Source organism: Streptomyces durmitorensis, assembly GCF_023498005.1.
In the GTDB taxonomy this organism is placed as follows: domain Bacteria; phylum Actinomycetota; class Actinomycetes; order Streptomycetales; family Streptomycetaceae; genus Streptomyces; species Streptomyces durmitorensis.
On record NZ_CP097289.1, the window covers coordinates 3944231 to 3961319 of the forward strand.

The 17089-nt window shown below is 71.0% G+C and carries 17 protein-coding genes; 7 read left to right on the plus strand and 10 right to left on the minus strand.

Going from position 1 to position 17089, the window contains the following annotated elements; translation table 11 throughout:
* Positions 1 to 4 precede the first annotated feature (4 nt).
* Positions 5 to 2455, minus strand: coding sequence for an MMPL family transporter (locus M4V62_RS17530; RefSeq protein WP_249592880.1), 2451 nt, complete (start codon positions 2453 to 2455; stop codon positions 5 to 7).
* 171 nt (positions 2456 to 2626) lie between these two features.
* Between M4V62_RS17530 and M4V62_RS17535 the strand changes: the two genes are divergently transcribed.
* Positions 2627 to 3361, plus strand: a complete 735-nt coding sequence (locus M4V62_RS17535) for a response regulator transcription factor (RefSeq protein WP_249588209.1) — start codon at positions 2627 to 2629, stop codon at positions 3359 to 3361.
* A gap of 20 nt (positions 3362 to 3381) precedes the next feature.
* Complete coding sequence (locus tag M4V62_RS17540) at positions 3382 to 4797, plus strand: sensor histidine kinase (RefSeq protein WP_249588210.1); 1416 nt, start codon at positions 3382 to 3384, stop codon at positions 4795 to 4797.
* A gap of 328 nt (positions 4798 to 5125) precedes the next feature.
* Here M4V62_RS17540 and M4V62_RS17545 read toward each other — a convergent pair whose 3' ends face one another.
* The 3 genes from M4V62_RS17545 to M4V62_RS17555 all read right to left on the minus strand — a co-directional run bounded on the left by M4V62_RS17545 (position 5126) and on the right by M4V62_RS17555 (position 7198).
* Positions 5126 to 5527, minus strand: coding sequence for an ATP-binding protein (locus M4V62_RS17545; protein WP_249588211.1), 402 nt, complete (start codon positions 5525 to 5527; stop codon positions 5126 to 5128).
* Positions 5528 to 5674: 147 nt separating this feature from the next.
* Entirely contained in the window at positions 5675 to 6925 is a 1251-nt protein-coding gene (locus tag M4V62_RS17550; protein ID WP_249588212.1) for a metallophosphoesterase, read from the minus strand.
* Between the two features lie 30 nt (positions 6926 to 6955).
* The gene (locus tag M4V62_RS17555) at positions 6956 to 7198 is read right to left on the minus strand and encodes an SCO4848 family membrane protein (protein ID WP_249588213.1); all 243 of its coding nucleotides are present in this window, start codon (positions 7196 to 7198) and stop codon (positions 6956 to 6958) included.
* A gap of 163 nt (positions 7199 to 7361) precedes the next feature.
* Here M4V62_RS17555 and M4V62_RS17560 point away from each other — a divergent pair, with 163 nt between their 5' ends.
* Positions 7362 to 8573, plus strand: a complete 1212-nt coding sequence (locus M4V62_RS17560; RefSeq protein ID WP_344646415.1) for a D-alanyl-D-alanine carboxypeptidase family protein — start codon at positions 7362 to 7364, stop codon at positions 8571 to 8573.
* Here the strand turns inward: M4V62_RS17560 and M4V62_RS17565 are convergent.
* Genes M4V62_RS17565 through M4V62_RS17580 form a run of 4 tightly spaced genes read right to left on the minus strand, consistent with a single transcriptional unit; the run spans position 8521 to position 11411 of the window.
* Positions 8521 to 9504 (minus strand): YihY/virulence factor BrkB family protein, encoded by a 984-nt coding sequence (locus tag M4V62_RS17565; RefSeq protein ID WP_249588215.1) that lies wholly within the window; start codon positions 9502 to 9504, stop codon positions 8521 to 8523. The two genes, M4V62_RS17560 and M4V62_RS17565, sit on opposite strands and share 53 nt — an antisense overlap.
* Entirely contained in the window at positions 9492 to 9917 is a 426-nt protein-coding gene (locus M4V62_RS17570; protein WP_249592881.1) for a GtrA family protein, read from the minus strand. Before M4V62_RS17570 ends, M4V62_RS17565 begins: the two co-directional genes overlap by 13 nt.
* A gap of 26 nt (positions 9918 to 9943) precedes the next feature.
* Positions 9944 to 10897 (minus strand): decaprenyl-phosphate phosphoribosyltransferase, encoded by a 954-nt coding sequence (locus tag M4V62_RS17575; protein WP_249588216.1) that lies wholly within the window; start codon positions 10895 to 10897, stop codon positions 9944 to 9946.
* On the minus strand, positions 10890 to 11411 hold the full coding sequence (locus M4V62_RS17580; protein ID WP_249588217.1) for a phosphatase PAP2 family protein: 522 nt from the start codon (positions 11409 to 11411) through the stop codon (positions 10890 to 10892). The genes M4V62_RS17575 and M4V62_RS17580 overlap by 8 nt, the downstream gene beginning before the upstream one ends.
* A 165-nt stretch (positions 11412 to 11576) precedes the next feature.
* On the opposite strand from M4V62_RS17580, the gene dprE1 reads away from it, so the two are divergent.
* Both dprE1 and dprE2 read left to right on the plus strand, forming a co-directional pair.
* Complete coding sequence (dprE1, locus tag M4V62_RS17585; RefSeq protein ID WP_249588218.1) at positions 11577 to 12968, plus strand: decaprenylphosphoryl-beta-D-ribose oxidase; 1392 nt, start codon at positions 11577 to 11579, stop codon at positions 12966 to 12968.
* A 20-nt stretch (positions 12969 to 12988) separates the two neighbouring features.
* Complete coding sequence (gene dprE2, locus M4V62_RS17590; RefSeq protein ID WP_249588219.1) at positions 12989 to 13744, plus strand: decaprenylphospho-beta-D-erythro-pentofuranosid-2-ulose 2-reductase; 756 nt, start codon at positions 12989 to 12991, stop codon at positions 13742 to 13744.
* 22 nt (positions 13745 to 13766) lie between these two features.
* On the opposite strand, the gene M4V62_RS17595 is transcribed toward dprE2, so the two are convergent.
* Entirely contained in the window at positions 13767 to 14354 is a 588-nt protein-coding gene (locus M4V62_RS17595) for a 2'-5' RNA ligase family protein (protein WP_249588220.1), read from the minus strand.
* A gap of 73 nt (positions 14355 to 14427) precedes the next feature.
* A complete protein-coding gene (trpS, locus tag M4V62_RS17600) occupies positions 14428 to 15441 on the minus strand; it encodes a tryptophan--tRNA ligase (protein WP_249588221.1) in 1014 nt (337 codons plus the stop codon).
* A 172-nt stretch (positions 15442 to 15613) separates the two neighbouring features.
* On the opposite strand from trpS, the gene M4V62_RS17605 reads away from it, so the two are divergent.
* Positions 15614 to 16240 (plus strand): RNA polymerase sigma factor, encoded by a 627-nt coding sequence (locus M4V62_RS17605; RefSeq protein WP_425575249.1) that lies wholly within the window; start codon positions 15614 to 15616, stop codon positions 16238 to 16240.
* A complete protein-coding gene (locus M4V62_RS17610) occupies positions 16233 to 17087 on the plus strand; it encodes a hypothetical protein (RefSeq protein WP_249588222.1) in 855 nt (284 codons plus the stop codon). The genes M4V62_RS17605 and M4V62_RS17610 overlap by 8 nt, the downstream gene beginning before the upstream one ends.
* Positions 17088 to 17089: the final 2 nt, after the last annotated feature.

A 17089-nucleotide genomic window follows, 5' to 3' on the forward strand; every position in this document is an offset into this window, starting at 1 on the left:
CCTGCTAGTTCACCGTGTCCATCTCGCCCACCGCCAGCTCCACGTCGTACACCAGCGGTTCGCCCGCGACCTGGATGTGCCGCGCGCGGGCCGCGTAGCCGGGGGACGTGACGGCCAGCAGGTAGGCGCCCGCCGACGGGGCCGCGACGATGTAGGAACCGTCGGCGAGGGAGGTGACGCGGTCCAGTTGGCGGCCCGCCTTGGACAGGAGGGTCAGGATCGCGCCCTCCACCGGTTCGCCCTCCGCGGTGCGGATGAAACCGTGCACCACGGAGGCGCCGCCTTCACCGTCAGACTCCGGCACGCGCGCGTGCGGCACGGTCGCCGGCTCCTCCCCCGGCTCCGGCTCCTCCCGCGGCTCCACCGCCAAGTGCGGCAGACGCTTCTCCAGGCCCGCGGGGAGCCACCAGTTGGAGCGGCCGAGCAGGTGCATGGCGGCCGGGACCAGCGCCGTGCGCAGGATGAACGCGTCCAGGGCGACCGCCGCCGCGAGGCCGATGCCCGCCATCGCGCCCTCCATGTCGCCGCTCAGGACGAACGCGGAGAAGACGCAGATCATGATCAGGGCCGCACAGTTGATGACCCTGCTCGTCTCGGCGAGGCCCACCCTCACCGCGCGGGCGTTGTCCTTCGTGTGCACCCATTCCTCGTGCATGCGGCTCACCAGGAACACCTGGTAGTCCATCGAGAGCCCGAAGAGCAGCGACAGCATGATGACCGGCAGGAAGGCGGTGATCGGTCCCTCCTTGCCGATGCCGAGGAGCTCCGTGCCCCAGCCCCACTGGAAGACCGCCACCAGTACGCCGAAGGACGACGCCGCCGCGATCAGGTTCATCAGGGCCGCCGTCAGCGGCACCACCAGCGAGCGGAACGCGACAAGCAGCAGGAGGAAGCCGAGCGCGATGATCGCTCCTACGAAGTAGGGCAGTCGGTCGCCCGTCACCGCGGCGAAGTCCTTGAAGACGGCCGTCACGCCGCCCACGTGGGCCTCGACTCCGGCCTGCGGAATCACGTCCCCCCGTAGACGGTCGATGAGCTGATCCGTCTCCACCGACTGGGGAGAGGTGGTCGGGACCACGTTGATGACCGAGATGCCGTCCGCGGGCGGAGCCGCCGCCACCCTCGCCACGCCCTCCGTCTCGCGGATGGTCGCCACCAGGTTCCCGGTGTCGGCCTCTTCGGCCACTACTTGGAGCGGGCCGTTGAATCCCGGACCGAATCCCTCGGCCAGCATGTCGTACGCCTGCCGGGTCGTCGTCGACTCCTGGTGGTTGCCCTGGTCGGTCGCACCGAGCCGCAAGGAGAGCAGCGGCAGGGCCAGGAAGGCCATCACCACGAAGGCGAGTGCCGCGATCGAGCGCGGACGCTTCTGGACGTACGAGGACCAGCGCGCCGCCAGGCCGCTCGCCTCGGCCGGCTCCGGTCCTTCGGCCGCCAGGCGGCGCCGCTGCCTGCGGCTGAGCACCCGGGGGCCGAGCAGCCCGAGGAGCGAGGGCAGCAGGGTGACGGCCGCGAGGACGCTCAGGACCACCGTCAGGGAGGCGGCGATGACCACGCCGTCCAGGAAGCGCATGTTCATCACCAGCATCCCGGCGAGCGCGATGCACACCGTGCCGCCCGCGAAGAGCACCGCGCGGCCCGAGGTGTTCAGGGCCTGCACCGCGGACTCCTCGGGCTCCATGCCGCGCAGAATGCCGCGCCGGTGCCGGGTGACGATGAAGAGCGCGTAGTCGATGCCGACGCCCAGGCCGATCAGCGAGCCGAGCAGCGGGGCCACTTCGGGGATGTCCGTGACGTGGCTGAGCAGCATCGTCGAGAGCATCCCCATGCCCACTCCGAAGACGGCGATGACGATCGGCAGGGCCATCGCGAAGAGCGAGCCGAAGGCCAGGAAGAGGACGACGGCCGCGGCCGCGATGCCGACCAGTTCGGAGGTGCCCGTGGGCGGCTCCTGGATGCGGGTGATCGCCTGGCCGCCCAGTTCGACCTGCAGGCCGGACCTCTCGGCCTTCTGGGCGGTGTCCACGACGTCCTGGACCAGGTTCTTGGGAACCTCGTTCGCCTGCTCGGTGAAGGTCACCTGGGCGTAGGCGATGCGGCCGTTCTCGCTCGTCTGGGCGGCGCCCGCCTCCTTGGACGCGTACGGGCTCGCGACCTCGCCGACGCCCTTCATGCCGGCGATCTCCTTGAGCGCGGGCTCGATCCGCGCACGTACGTCCTCGTCACGGGCCGAAGCGCCCTCGTCGACGCGCCAGACGACCGTGTCGGTGTCCCCGGAGCGCTCCGGGAAGGCCTTGGTCATCAAGTCGTACGCGCGCGTGGAGTCCGTGTCCGGCAGGGAGAACACATTCGAGTAGTTGGTGCCCGCCAATGTCCCGGCCGCCCCCAGGCCGAACAGGGCTCCCACCCACAGCACAAGGACCACCAGACGGTGCCGATAGCACCATCGCGCCAATGCCGTCACGATCCACTCCTCCTCCGCGTCGCCAGGTCCCCCGGGTCCGTGCTTTCAGGAGCCTCAGCATCGGCGGCACCGCGCCCCAGCGGCGCCGCGCGGCCATGATTCTCAAGCAACTCCAAGGCACGGACCGGGTCTTCGTACAACGCCCGTGCCGATACTGGAGGCATGAGCCACGCCGAAGGCCAGCAGGGAACAGATGTCGGAGTGCCGACCGGTCCTGGCGTCGGGGCCACCGTCCTCGTCGTCGAGGACGAGCCGAGCATCGCCGACGTGCTCGCCATAGCCCTGCGCTACCACCGCTTCGACGTGATGGTGGCGGGCACCGTGCGCGACGCCCTGGCGCTCGCCGAGCGGACCCGGCCCGACGTGGCGCTCCTGGACGTGATGCTGCCGGACGGCGACGGCCGCGCCCTGGCCAGGGAACTGCGCGCCAGGCGCCCCGAGATGGCCCTGCTCTTCCTGACGGCACGGGACGCGCCCGCGGAGGTCGTGGGCGCGCTCGGCTTCGGCGACGACTACATCACCAAGCCGTTCAACATCGACGAGGTCGTCGCCCGCATCGGCGCGGTCCTGCGCCGCACCAGGGACGGTGACGTGCTCCCCCAGCGCCCGCCGCTGCGCTACGGAGACCTGGAGCTCGACGAGACGACGTACGTGGTGCGCAGGGCGGGCCGCACGGCGCAGCTCACGCCCACCGAGTACGCCCTGCTCCGCTTCCTGGTCCGCAACGGCGGCCGTGTGGTGCCCAAGGAGCAACTCCTGCGCCACGTCTGGCAGTACGAGCACACGCCCGAGTCGACCGTCGTGGAGACCTACATCAGCTATCTGCGGCGCAAACTGGACGCCCTGGGCCCGCCGCTGATCACGACCCGGCGGGGCGTCGGATACGGCCTCGCATGAGGCGTGCGCACCGCCGTGGCATGAGCTCGCTGCGCGCCAAGCTCACCTGGGTGAACGTGGCCCTGCTGGCCCTCGGCGTCGTCGTGGCGACCGGCGTGAGCGTCATGGGCATGCGCCACTACCTGCTCGACAGCGTGGACGCCGAGCTGACGCAGTCGCGCACCTCACTGCTGAGCACCGGGCTCACCATGAAGGACATCGAGAGGCTCAGCGAGCTGGGCGTCGTGCTCGACAAGCTCTCGCCCGACGGCAAGGAGCGCGCGACCTCCCTGCCGCGCGGGGACACGGTGTTCGTGGCGGTGGACGAGCGCGGCGAGCCCGTCGCCATCGGCGCGCTCACGCCGACCCCGCGCCAGCGCGCCCTGGCCGCCGCCGTCGGCGACCCCGATGCGGTCGCCGACGAGTCCGAGCCGCAGGACATCACCCTGGACGGTGACGCCCACCGCATGGTGGGCGCGCGGCTCACCGACGGCACGACGGTCCTGATGGCCGCGGCGACGCAGAACGTGGAATCGGGCATCAAGAAGGCGCTCAAGCTCGACGCCGCCTTCGGAGTGGTCCTGTTGGGGCTGCTCGCCGTCCTGACGATGATCTCCGCGCACCACCGCCTTCGCCCCCTGGAGGACATGGTCGAGACGGCGTCCGCCATCGCCGAGGGCGATCTGACCCGGCGCGTGCCCTCGAGCCGTGCCCCGGCGACGGAGACCGAGCAGCTGCGCCTCGCCCTCAACTCCATGCTCCACCAGGTCGAATCCGCCTTCGAGACGCGCGAGCGCAGCTCGGCACAGCTGCGCCGCTTCGTCGCCGATGCCTCGCACGAGCTGCGTACGCCCTTGTCGGCGATCCGCGGCTACCTCCAGCTGTACGACAAGGGGATGCTCCGCGATCCGGCGGAGCGCACGCGCGCGTGGAGCCGCGTCATCGCCGAGACCGACCGGATGGGGCACCTCGTCGACGAGCTGCTCACCCTGGCCCGCCTGGACCAGCAGCCGGAACTGCGCTTCCGGAACGTCGACTTGAGCCGCCTGGTACGGGACGCCGCCGACGACCTGCGGGTGCAGGAGCCGGAGCGCCCGCTGACGGTCCGCGCCGACGGGGCGGTGCTGATCCGCGCGGACGAGTCGGGGCTGCGCCAGGTGCTCGGCAACCTGCTGGGCAACGTACGCGTCCACACGCCCACCGACGCGCCGGTCACGCTGGGCGTGGAGCGGCAGGACGGGGTGGTGCGGCTGCGCGTGGCCGATCAGGGGCCCGGCCTCGCGGAGGAGGACGCGGCACGCGTATTCGACCGATTCTTCCGGGCGGGCGGGGGCGCGGGCAGCGGGCTCGGCATGGCGATAGTGCAGGGGGTCGTCGTGGCACACGGCGGCGAGGTGGAGGTGGAGACGACACCGGGGGCGGGCCTCACGGTGACGGTGACACTGCCGGCGGGGTGAACGGGCGGGCGGGAGGGAGAGGCCTGTTCATCCAGAGTCGGATGCGGAGTGCCGGGCGGGCGGGAGGGAGAGGCCTGTTCATCCAGAGTCGGATGCGGAGTGCCGGGCGGGCGGGAGGGAGAGGCCTGTTCATCCAGAGTCGGATGCGGAGTGCCGGGCGGGCGGGAGGGAGAGGCCTGTTCATCCAGAGTCGGATGCGGAGTGCCGGGCGGGCGGGAGGGAGAGGCCTGTTCGTCCAGAGTCGGATGCGGGGTGAACGGGCGGGTGGGCGGGAGAGGTCTGTTCGTCGAGAGTCGGATGCGGGGGGGGGAACCGGGACCGCAAGGCCCTAGGCCCGAACCAGCGCCCACACCGTCTTCCCGTACCGCCCCCGCTGCCACACGCCCCACGCCTCGGAGAGCGCGTCCAGCAGCCGCAGGCCACGGCCGTTCTCCTCCCAGGGGCCCAGTTCCCGCAGCTCGGGGCTGGTCGGGCTCTCGTCGGACACCTCTATGAAGCAGTCGCCGTCGGCGAGCACCGTGACCGCGACCTCGAACTCGAACTCCCGCTCCAGGAAGTGGCCGTGACAGACGGCGTTCGTCGCCAGCTCCGACACGAGGAGTACGGCGTCCTGCAGCGCCGCGCTCTCTTCCTTGTGCCCCCAGGCGGCCAAATGGTCATGCACACGGAGTCTGGCGAGCGAGACGGATGCCGGGTGCGGTGGCAGCCGGAAAGCATGACGTCGCAACAACGTTCCCCCTATGGCACACCAAAGCGCCAAGAACCGCACACACTTCCGACACTTAATGCTGCGCAGAGGTAGTGCCCGGTGTCACTCCGTCACCGTGCGGCGCGGCAGTATCCAGCCAGGTTTGTACCGCATCGAACCAACTAGCGATTACGCCTGGCGGGAGGCCAGTTCGACGACCGTGATGTCGGACGGCGCCCCGACCCGCACCGGCGGCCCCCAGGCACCCGCGCCACGTGTCACATACAGCTGGGTGTCGCCGTACCGCTCAAGTCCCGCGAGCGTCGGATTGGCCAGGTCGGCGATGAAATTGCCTGGCCACAGCTGTCCGCCGTGCGTGTGGCCGGAGAGCTGGAGGTCGACGCCGTGCTTGACGGCGTCGTGGATGACGACCGGCTGATGGGCCAGGAGCACGGACGCCCGCGAGCGGTCCCGGTCACCCAGCGCCTTGGCGAAGTCGGGACCGTGTCCCTCGCTCTCGCCCGCCACGTCGTCCACGCCCGCGAGGTCGAAGCCGGGCAGCTCGGTGCGGGCGTTCTCCAGGGGGCGCAGGCCGAGTTCGCGTACGTGATCGACCCACTGCTCGGCTCCCGAGAAGTACTCGTGGTTGCCGGTCACGAAGTACGTGCCGTGCCGCGCGCGGAGCTGGGCGAGCGGGGCGGCTGCGGGCCCGAGGTCCTCGACGCTGCCGTCGACCAGGTCGCCGACGACCGCGATGAGGTCGGGCTGCGTGCCGTTGATCGTGTCGACCACGCGCTGGGTGAAGCCGCGTCCGAGAATCGGCCCGAGGTGGATGTCGCTGACCACGGCGATCCGGAACCCGTGCGCCCCGCGCGGCAGCTTGGCCAGCGGCACGGTGACGCGCTTCACCCGGGGGCCGCGCAGGACGCCGTACGTTCCGTGGCCGACCGTTCCGACGGCGACGGCGGCCGCGGTCCCGCCGACGATCCGGGAGACGAAGAGGCGGCGCGAGGGGGTGGCCGGTTCCGCCCGCACTGGTGCGGGGTCCTCGGTAGGGGGCTCCTCCGTGGAGTGACCCTCCGTAGAGAGGACATCCGTAGAGGGCTCCTCCGTAGGGGTGGGTTTCGTGCGGCGCCTCAAGAAGAAGGGCCGTACGAGCTCCCCCACGAGAAGCGCGAGCACGAGATAGATCGACAGGGCCATCCACATGAAGCCGGGCCAGGCCAGCACCTGCTGGAGCCAGAACGGCGCCCCGGCCCGCTCACTCGCGACCGCCGCGAACATCAGCAGCGGCCCCGCCACGAAGACCACGGCGCCCGCGCGCCGGGCGAACCCGGGCCCGGCCGTGGTGTCCCGCACCAGGCGCCGCCACGCGTACCACTGCATCCCGGCGAGGGCCGCGAGCGCGGCGAGACCGGCCAGCACGAACAGGATGACCACGGAGCGCGCCCCTCAGGAGTGACCGATCAGCTATGACGTACGGCGCAGAGCACGGACTCCGCGCAACCCGATGGTCCCCACGACCGTCCCCAAGACAAAGGAGGCGACGGCGAGCGTCAGGTGGACCCAGAAGTACGCGGTCGGGTCGCCTGCGTCATCGAAGGCGAGCCCACTGCCGTCCTTCCACAGGTTCTTGACGAAAGTGATCCAGATGAACCAGCTCCACACACCGAAGGCGAGCAGGAACCAGGAGACCGGGCGGCTGAGCTTCATGCGTTCAGTATCGCGAGCCTCCCTTCCGCATCGTCGCCGGGGTGGGGAGCCCGACACTCAGGCCACCTCGGCGGCGACTTCCACAGCGGGGCCCTGTACGTTCTCGTCCGTGCCTGCCGTAAAAAAGACCGCCTTGTTGGTCACTTCCGCCGCATTGCTGACCATGTCGACCACGGCTCCCGCATGGGCCGACGGCAAGCCGGGGGGCGAGAACAAGCCCAAGCCGCCGTCGAAGATGTCGACCGTCGGCGGCGCCAAGCTCGGCGAGCCGGGCACCCAGGTGAGCCTGAAGGCGGGCGCGCCCGTGCTGCCCAAGGATCTTTCGGCGCGCTCCTGGATGGTCTCCGACGCCGAGACGGGCGAGGTGCTCGCCTCGCACAACTCGCACTGGCGGCTGCCCCCGGCGAGCACCCTGAAGATGCTCTTCGCGGACACGGTCCTGCCGAAGTTCCCCAAGACGCAGAAGCACAAGGTCGAGCTCTCCGACCTGGCAGGCATCGGCGCGGGCAGCAGCATGGTCGGCGTCAAGGAGAACGAGACGTACACGGTCCACGACCTGTGGCTCGGCGTCTTCCTGCGGTCGGGCAACGACGCGGTGCACGTCCTGTCGGCGATGAACGGCGGCGTCCCCGAGACCGTCAAGAACATGCAGTCGCACGCCGAGGAGCTCCAGGCGCTCGACACGCACGTGGTCAGCCCGGACGGCTACGACGAGAAGGGGCAGGTCTCCTCCGCGTACGACCTCACGCTCTTCGCCCGGTCCGGACTGCAGAAGAAGGACTTCCGCGAGTACTGCTCGACGGCCACCGCCAAGTTCCCCGGCGAGACCAAGAAGGTCAAGAAGGGCAAGGACAAGGGCAAGAAGAAGCGCGAGTCCTTCGAGATCCAGAACACCAACCGGCTCCTTACGGGGGACGTCGGTCTCGACGCCTACAAGGGCATCGCGGGCGTCAAGAACGGCAGCACCACGAACGCGGGCAACACCTTCACCGGTGTCGCCGAGCGCAACGGCAAGGTGCTGCTCGTCACTGTCATGAACCCCGACTCCGGAGAGCAGCACGCGGTCTACAAGGAGACCGAGCGGCTTCTCGACTGGGGCTTCAAGGCCTCGGGCAAGGTCGATCCTGTGGGCGAACTCGTCGCTCCGAAGGGTGCCGGTACGGGCAGCGGAAAGGGCGCTCCCGGCGCCGGCAAGGGCGGCGAGTCCGACTCGGCCAAGAACGTGGCGCACGCCTCCGACAAGGACTCGGGCAGCGGCGTCGGTGTCGCGCTCGGGGTCGCGGGCGGCGTCCTGGCGCTCATCGCCGCCGGGTGGTTCGTGATCAGCCGCCGGATGCCGCTGCCGGACCTGGTGCGGCGGAAGAGCCGCCGCTGACGTCACCGGGCTCCGCCCGCTGCTGTTTCTGCCGCTCTTCTTGTTGCTCTTCTTGTTGCTCTTCTTGTTCCTGTTCCGTACGTGTCCGCTTCCGCGTCGCCGTCCAGGCGGCGCAGAACAGCAGCAGCTTCGCGGTGAAGTTGATCCACAGGAGCAGCGCGACGGGCACTCCGAAGGCGCCGTACATGCTCTTCGCGGCGACGCCCTTCATGTAGCCGCCGAGCAGCAGCTTGAGGAGCTCGAACCCGGCCGCGCCGATCAGGCCCGCGGTGATCAGGTGGCGGCGGGGCGGCTGCACGCCGGGCAGCAGCGTCAGGACGTAGAGCAGCAGCAGGAAGTCCGCGAGGACGGCGATGGCGAACGCGATGCCCTGAAGCAGCACGCCGCCCCAGCCGTCCCTGGAGACCCCGAGGAGGTCGGCGCTCCAGCCGACGGCGGTCGACGCGAGGGTCGAGGCGACGACGGACGCGAGCCCGGCGCCGCCGAGCCCGAGCAGCACCCCGGCGTCCTTGATCTTGCGCATGACGGGGTTCTCGTCGGTGTCCTCCAGCTCCCAGACGACCCGCAGGCACTCTCTTATCGAGCCGACCCAGCCGATGCCGGTGAAGAGCAGCAGGGCGCCGGCGATGAGGCCGACGGTGCCCGCGTTGGCGACCAGGGCGTCCAGGTTCAGTTGGTCGGAGATGCCGGGGACCTGCTTCGAGATGGTGTCCTCGAGCTTGTCCTGCTGACTCTTGGAGAGCGTCGCGGCGGCGACCGCGGCGGCGACGGTGATCAGTGGGAAGAGCGCCAGGAAGCTGATGAAGGTCATCGCCGCCGCGAGGCGGCTCCAGCTCACACTGTCGAGCCGCTCGTACGCGCTCCACGCGTGCGTGCGCATCAGACGCTCCACCAGGGGCCCGATGCCGGGGAGCTTTTTCAGCCAGTCCATGATGCCTCCCTGCCCGCTGTACGGAAGACCAAGGTCCGAGTACCCCAGAAACGCAGAACAGTGGCGAGTGCCATACCGACGCCCGCTCCGGAGACGGTGTCCGCGCGCTGTGAGGTGAGGCCGAGGCCGTAGTGGGACACCGCGATGCAGAGCAACTGCACCAGGGCTCCCGCGATGTTGACGGCGAAGAAGATCCCGTACTGACGAAGGCGCGAGACCTCGGCCGCCGCGCTACGCCGGTAGGTGCCGAGCGCGTTGCCCGCGTACGCGACCGTGCAACCGGCCACGAAGGACAGCGCCTTGGCGGTCAGCGGGTCGAGACCGACGGGGCCACGCAGCCAGATGAAGAGGCCGAGGTCGACGGCGTACGCACAGATCCCGGCGGCGGCGAAGCCGAGCAGTTCGGGGCCCATGGCCCGCAGCCGCTCCCTGAAGGGGCTCACAAGTCGGCCACCGCCAGGCCGTACATCGCGATCCACACCAGGCCGATGACGGCGAGCGCCCGGTCGCGCAGGACGACGTCCTCGGGCTCGCCCGCGGTGCCTCGGTCGGCGAAGACGGCGTACCGCAGGACCGCGAGGACGAAGGCGGCCATCGACAGCTGCCGCCAGGGCAGCAGGCTGCCGTTGGCGGTGCCGCCGCTCTCCATGGCCCACAGGCAGTACGCGAGGACGGCGACCCCGGCGGCGAGCTGCCAGACGAAGCGGAGGTAGCCGGTGGTGTATTCGGTGAGCAACGCGCGCGTGGCGCCCAGTTTCTCGGAGCTCCCGGACATCTGGACGGCTTCGGAGTAGCGCTTGGCGGAGACCATGAAGAGCGCGCCGAAGCCTGTGGTGATCAGGAACCAGCGCGAGAGCGGAATGCCGAGGGCCACTCCCCCGATCATCGCCCGCATCAGGAAACCCGTGGTGACGACGGCGAGATCGACGACGAGGACGTGCTTGAGGCTCACGCAGTAGGCAAGTTGCATCACTACGTAGGCGGCGAGCAGCGCTGCCGTCAGGGGCGTGCAGAGCGCGGCGGCGGCCACGGGCGCGAGCACGGCGAGCAGCCCGCCGACCACGTACGCGACGGCCACCGGCACCTGGCCCGCGGCGACCGGTCTGCGGCACTTGGTGGGGTGGGCCCGGTCGGCATCGGCGTCGCGCGCGTCGTTGATGAGGTAGACGGCGGACGCGGCGGCCGTGAACAGGGCGAACACCACGGCGAGTTGGATCAGCGAGTGCCGCGAGAAGAGCTCGCCCGCCGCGGCGGGGGCCGCGACGACCAGGACGTTCTTCACCCACTGGCGGGGGCGCGCGGTCTTCAGGAGGCCGAGCGGAAGCGCGAGGGCGCTCGGGCCCGACGGGCCTGGCGGGTGGGGGCGTTCGAGCAGGGCGGTGCGGTCAGCCATGCTTGCGGCCCCCGTTCATCCAGGCGGAGCCCACGCGCGCGGTGAGGGCGCCGAGGGCCGCGCCGGCCGCCACGTCACTCGGGTAGTGGACGCCGACGACCATCCGGGAGACGCACATCGCGGCGGCGAGCGGCGGGACGATGCGCGCTCCGACCGGGCTCAGCGCGCCGTACGCGACGGTGGCCGCGGCGGCCGAAGTGGCGTGCGAACTGGGGAAGGAGTGCCGTCCCGCGGTCCTGACGAGGGGCTCCACGCCCGTGTCGCCGCCGGGTCGTGGGCGCCGTACGACCCGTTTGACGCCCATGCTGGCCAGGTGGGCCGCGGCGGTCAGCGCCGTGCCGCGCAGCCACGCGCCGCGCCGCTCGCGGTCGACCGCGGCGCCCGCGAGCCCCGCGGCGAGCCAGAGGGCGCCGTGCTCGCCGGCCCAGGACAGGGCCCGTGCGGCGGCGGCCACGCGCGCGTCGGAGCCGCAGTCGCGCAGGGCCGACAGCAGCCGGTGGTCCATGTCGTGCATGGGGCCTCCTTCTCCGGGGACTTCAGGACCTGACCTCCCGACTCTTCTAGGCAACCTCTCAATATTTACGGCAATATAGGACGACACTCCATCAATCACCCATTTCGGTGAGGGCTTGGACGAATAGGAACAAACTGCCCTTGCTCGGACGATACGGTCACGCCTATGCCTGCCGACTCCGCTCCGCCCGCCGACGCCGCGACCGCGACGACGCCCGAGTCCGTGTCCGTGTCGGGCTGGGGGCGCACCGCACCGTCCACCGCCCGTCTGATCCGCCCCCGTTCGCCCGAGGAGGCCGTGGCCGCCCTCCAGGCCTGCGGGGAGCGTGGCGGCATCGCCAGGGGCCTTGGACGGGCCTACGGGGACGCGGCGCAGAACGCGGGCGGCGCGGTCCTCGACATGACCGGCATGGACCGCGTGCACGCCATCGACGCGGACGCGGGCACCGTCCTGTGCGACGCCGGGGTCTCCCTGCATCGCCTGATGGAAGTCCTGCTCCCGCTCGGCTGGTTCGTGCCGGTCACACCGGGGACCCGCTATGTGACCGTCGGCGGCGCGATCGGCGCGGACATCCACGGCAAGAACCACCACGGGTCGGGGTCGTTCGCGCGCCATGTGATGGCGGTGGAACTGCTCACCGCCGACGGCGAGGTGCGCGCGGTCGAGCGCGGCACTCCCCTGTTCGACGCGACGGCCGGCGGCATGGGCCTCACCGGCGTGATCCTCGCCGCGACCCTGCAACTGCAGCCGGTCGAGACGTCGTTGATGACGGTGGACACCGAGCGCGCCACCGACCTGGACGACCTGATGGCCCGCCTCACGGCCACGGACCACCGCTACCGCTACTCGGTCGCCTGGATCGACCTCCTGGCGCGCGGTGCGTCGATGGGGCGCTCGGTGCTCACGCGCGGCGACCACGCTCCCCTGGACGCCCTTCCGGCACGCGCGCGTAGAGCCCCGCTGACGTTCCGCCCCGGCCAGCTGCCGCCCGCCCCGCGCTTCCTGCCCGAGGGACTGCTCGGCCCGAAGTCGGTGGGCCTCTTCAATGAGCTCTGGTACCGCAAGGCACCGCGCCTGCGGGTGGGCGAGCTCCAGAAGATGTCGACGTTCTTCCACCCCCTGGACGGCGTCCCGCACTGGAACCGCGTGTACGGCCGCGGCGGTTTCGTGCAGTACCAATTCGTCGTCGGGTACGGCCAGGAGGAGTCCCTGCGCCGCATCGTGCGGCGCATCTCGGAGCGCGGCTGCCCGTCCTTCCTCGCCGTACTGAAGCGCTTCGGAGAGGGCGATCCGGGCTGGCTCTCCTTCCCGATGCCCGGCTGGACCCTCGCCCTGGACATCCCGGCGAACCTGCCGGGCCTCGGCGCCTTCCTCGACGAGCTCGACGAGGAGGTCGCCGCGTCCGACGGCCGCGTCTACCTGGCCAAGGACTCCCGCCTGCGGCCCGAGATGCTCGCCGCGATGTATCCGCGGCTCGACGATTTCCGCGCGCTGCGGGCGGACCTCGACCCGCGCGGCCTGTTCCGCTCGGACCTCTCGCGCCGCCTCGCCCTCTAGCACCTCCAGGAGTTGGTCCCATGAAGGACGCCTTCGGCACCCCCCAGTCCCTGCTCGTACTCGGCGGCACCTCCGAGATCGGCCTCGCCACGGCCCGTCGTCTGGTCGCGCGGCGCACCCGCACGGTGTGGCTCGCCGGGCGGCCGTCCCCGGGCCTGGAGAAGGCCGCCGCGGGCCTGCGCGACATGGGCGCGGACGTCCGCACCGTCGCCTTCGACGCCCTGGACTCCGAGTCCCACGAGGCCACGCTCGGCAAGATCTTCGCCGAGGGCGACATCGACATGGTCCTGCTGGCCTTCGGCATCCTCGGCGACCAGGCACGCGACGAGGACGAGCCGCTGTCGGCGGTGCGGGTCGCGCAGACGAACTACACCGGCGCGGTCTCGGCGGGCCTGGTGTGCGCCCGTTCCCTGCAGGCCCAGGGGCACGGCTCCCTGGTGGTGCTCTCGTCGGTCGCGGGCGAGCGCGCCCGACGCTCGAACTTCATCTACGGGTCCAGCAAGGCGGGCCTCGACGCCTTCGCCCAGGGCCTGGGCGACGCACTGCACGGCACAGGGGTGCACGTGATGGTCGTACGTCCCGGCTTCGTGCGCTCCAAGATGACGGCGGGCCTGGAGGAGGCTCCGATGGCGACCACTCCGGAGGCGGTCGCGCTGGCCATCGAGACGGGCCTTCGGCGCCGCTCGGAGACGGTGTGGGTGCCCGGCGCGCTGCGGGTGGTCATGTCGGCACTGCGTCACGTGCCGCGGACGGTGTTCCGGCGGCTCCCGGTGTGAGGCAGCCCTTCGGGGCCCGAGGTCAGCGGGCGGGCAGCGTGCCGTGCGCGGCCGGGGCCGCAGCCTGCGGAGGCACGACCGGGCCGCCACCGCCGAAGCCGAACTCGCGCAGCTTGCGCCACACGCCGTCGGCGCCCTGCTCATAGAGCGCGAAGCCGGTGCAGGGCCACTCGGCCTCGTACTCCGAAAGCTCCGCGTAGGCCCGGTCCATGGCCTCTTCGGAGATGCCGTGCGCCACCGTGACGTGCGGGTGGTACGGGAACTGGAGCTCGCGCGCCATGGGCCCGGACGCGTCCCGCACCCGCTCCTGCAGCCAGCCGCAGGCCGCGCCGCCCGCCATCACCTGGACGAAGACCACGGGCGACAGCGGACGGAACGTACCCGTTCCGTAGAGCCGCATCGGGAAGGGGCGCCCGGCGGCCGCGACGGCCCCCAGGTGCGCCTCGACCGCGGGCAGCGCCGTGGAGTCCACCTCGGTCGGCGGCAGCAGCGTGACGTGCGTGGGGATGCCGTGCGCCGCGGGGTCCCCGAAGCCCACGCGCCGCTCCTGGAGCAGGCTGCCGTGAGGCTCCGGGACCGCGATCGACACACCGATCGTTACGGTCCCCACGTCGTACTCCTGTCGGTCGGATGGCGGGCAGAGGGCGCTGTTGTACCTGGCTTGGTGCAGGGGGCTGTGTGACTCAGTGCTTGGCGGGCAGCAGGCCCACCTTGTCGTACGCCTGGGCGAGGGTCTCCGCGGCGACGGCGCGCGCCTTCTCCGCGCCCTTGGCCAGGATCGAGTCGAGCGTCTCCGGGTCGTCCAGGTAGGCCTGGGTGCGGTCCCGGAAGGGAGTCACGAAGTCGACCATGACCTCGGCGAGGTCAGTCTTCAGCGCACCGTAGCCCTTGCCGGAGTACTTCTGCTCCAGTTCCGGGATACCCGTGCCGGTGAGCGTCGAGTAGATGCTGAGGAGGTTGCTGACACCGGGCTTCTCCGCGGTGTCGTAGCGCACGACCGTGTCGGTGTCGGTGACCGCGCTCTTGACCTTCTTGGCGGTGGCCTTGGGCTCGTCGAGGAGGTTGATCAGGCCCTTCGGCGTGGACGCCGACTTGCTCATCTTGATCGACGGGTCCTGAAGATCGAAGATCTTCGCCGTCTCCTTGAGGATGTACGCCGCCGGGACGGTGAACGTCTCGCCGAAGCGGCCGTTGAAGCGCTCCGCGAGGTCGCGGGTCAGCTCGATGTGCTGGCGCTGGTCCTCGCCGACCGGGACCTGGTTGGCCTGGTAGAGCAGGATGTCCGCGACCTGCAGGACGGGGTACGTGAAGAGGCCGACGGAGGCGCGGTCCGCACCCTGCTTGGCCGCCTTGTCCTTGAACTGCGTCATGCGCGACGCCTCGCCGAAGCCCGTGAGGCAGTTCATGACCCAGCCGAGCTGGGCGTGCTCGGGGACGTGGCTCTGGACGAAGAGCGTGCAGCGCTCGGGGTCGAGTCCCGCGGCGAGGAGCTGGGCGGCGGCGAGTCGGGTGTTGGCACGCAGCTCGGCCGGGTCCTGCGGGATCGTGATCGCGTGCAGGTCCACCACCATGTAGAAGGCGTCGTGGGACTCCTGCAGCGCCACCCACTGGCGGACCGCACCGAGGTAGTTGCCGAGGTGGAACGAGCCCGCGGTGGGCTGGATTCCGGAGAGCACGCGAGGACGATCAGAGGCCATGAGGCTCATTCTCTCAGGTGTCTCTCATTGCTCGGAAACAGACGTGTGACGGGTGTGCCGCGATCTTGTGATGCGTGGCTTGGATCTGTCACTGCGAGAGCCGCTTCGTTCGCCGCTTCGATCGGGTCGCGCGAAGGCGGAACCGATCTCGTCCGGCCGGTGTATCAAGAGTGTGAGGGCACAGGGGGAGGTCCTGGAGGGGGGCCGCGTCGTCGACGAGGGTGCGGTGATCGCGCGTGTGCGCGCCGGGGAGCCGGAGGCGTACGCGGAATTGGTGCGCGCTTTCACCGGGATCGCACTCAGGGCGGCCGCGGCACTCGGGGCGGGATCGGACGCGGAAGACGTGGTGCAGCAGGCCTTCTTCAAGGCGTACTGCTCCTTGGGGCGGTTCAGGGACGGCTCGGCGTTCAAGCCGTGGCTGCTGTCGATCGTCGCCAATGAGACGAGGAACACAGTGCGTTCGGCGGTGCGGCAGCGGTCGCTCGTCGGACGAGAGGCAGCGCTCGCGGAGGCGGAGCCGCTGATACCGGAATCGGCCGACCCGGCCGTGGCGGCGCTGGAGGGCGAGCGCCGGACGGCCCTGCTCGCCGCGCTCGACCGGCTGAGCGAGGAGCACCGCCTGGTCGTCACGTACCGCTATCTCCTGGAGATGGACGAGACGGAGACGGCCCAGGCCCTGGGCTGGCCGCGGGGCACGGTGAAGTCCCGGCTGAACCGCGCGCTGCGGAAGCTGGAGCGACTGCTGCCGCAGGGTCCGGAAGGACGCGAAGGGCCACAAGGAGGTGACGGGCATGAGTGAGCGGGGCGACGGTCAGGACGAGGGCGGCGCCGGGCAGGACGGAAGCAGCGGCGCCCGTCGGCTTCCCGAGGAGCTGCGGGCGCTCGGGCGGTCCCTGGACCCGCCGGGGGCCTCCGGCGCGTCGATGGCCGAGCGGGTCCTGGCGCAGATCATCGCGGAGTCGGTGCCGGTCCCGGTGGCCGAGCCGCCCAGTCGCCTCTCCCGGCTGCGGTCATGGCTGCGGGCGCGGTGGCGGGTCCTGACGGCCGCGCTGTGCGGGCTCCTGACGGCGGCGGTGCTCACACCGCCGGTGCGGGCCGCGGTCTTCGAGTGGTTCGACTTCGGCGGGGTCGAGGTCCGGTACGACCCGTCGGCGACCCCGCCGGCCACGGCGGGCGTGCCGGGGTGCGGCGGCGGGGTGAGTCTGTCCGAGGCCGAGCGGCGGGCCGGGTTCGTGCCCGCGGTGCCGGAGGCGCTGGGCGCGCCGGACGCCGTGGCGGTGACGCGGGAGCCGGGCGCGCGCACCCTGGTCACCCTGTGCTGGCGCGACGACGGCAGGACGATACGGCTCGACGAGTTCGGGGCACGCCTCGACCTCGGCTTCAGCAAGACGGTGACGGAGCGTCCCGACTGGGTCCAGGTCGGCCGGGAGACGGGGCTGTGGTTCCCGCACCCGCACCGGCTCACGTTCTGGATGGTGGAGGGCGACGGCGACCGGTGGACGCGCTCCGAGCGCACGGCGGGGCCGACGCTCCTGTGGACGCACGGGCCGGAGCTCACGCTGCGGCTCGAAGGTGTGGCGTCGAAGGAGCGGGCGCTGGAGATCGGGAAATCCGTTCCGGCGCGGTCGGGCGAATCGGGAACCTGAAC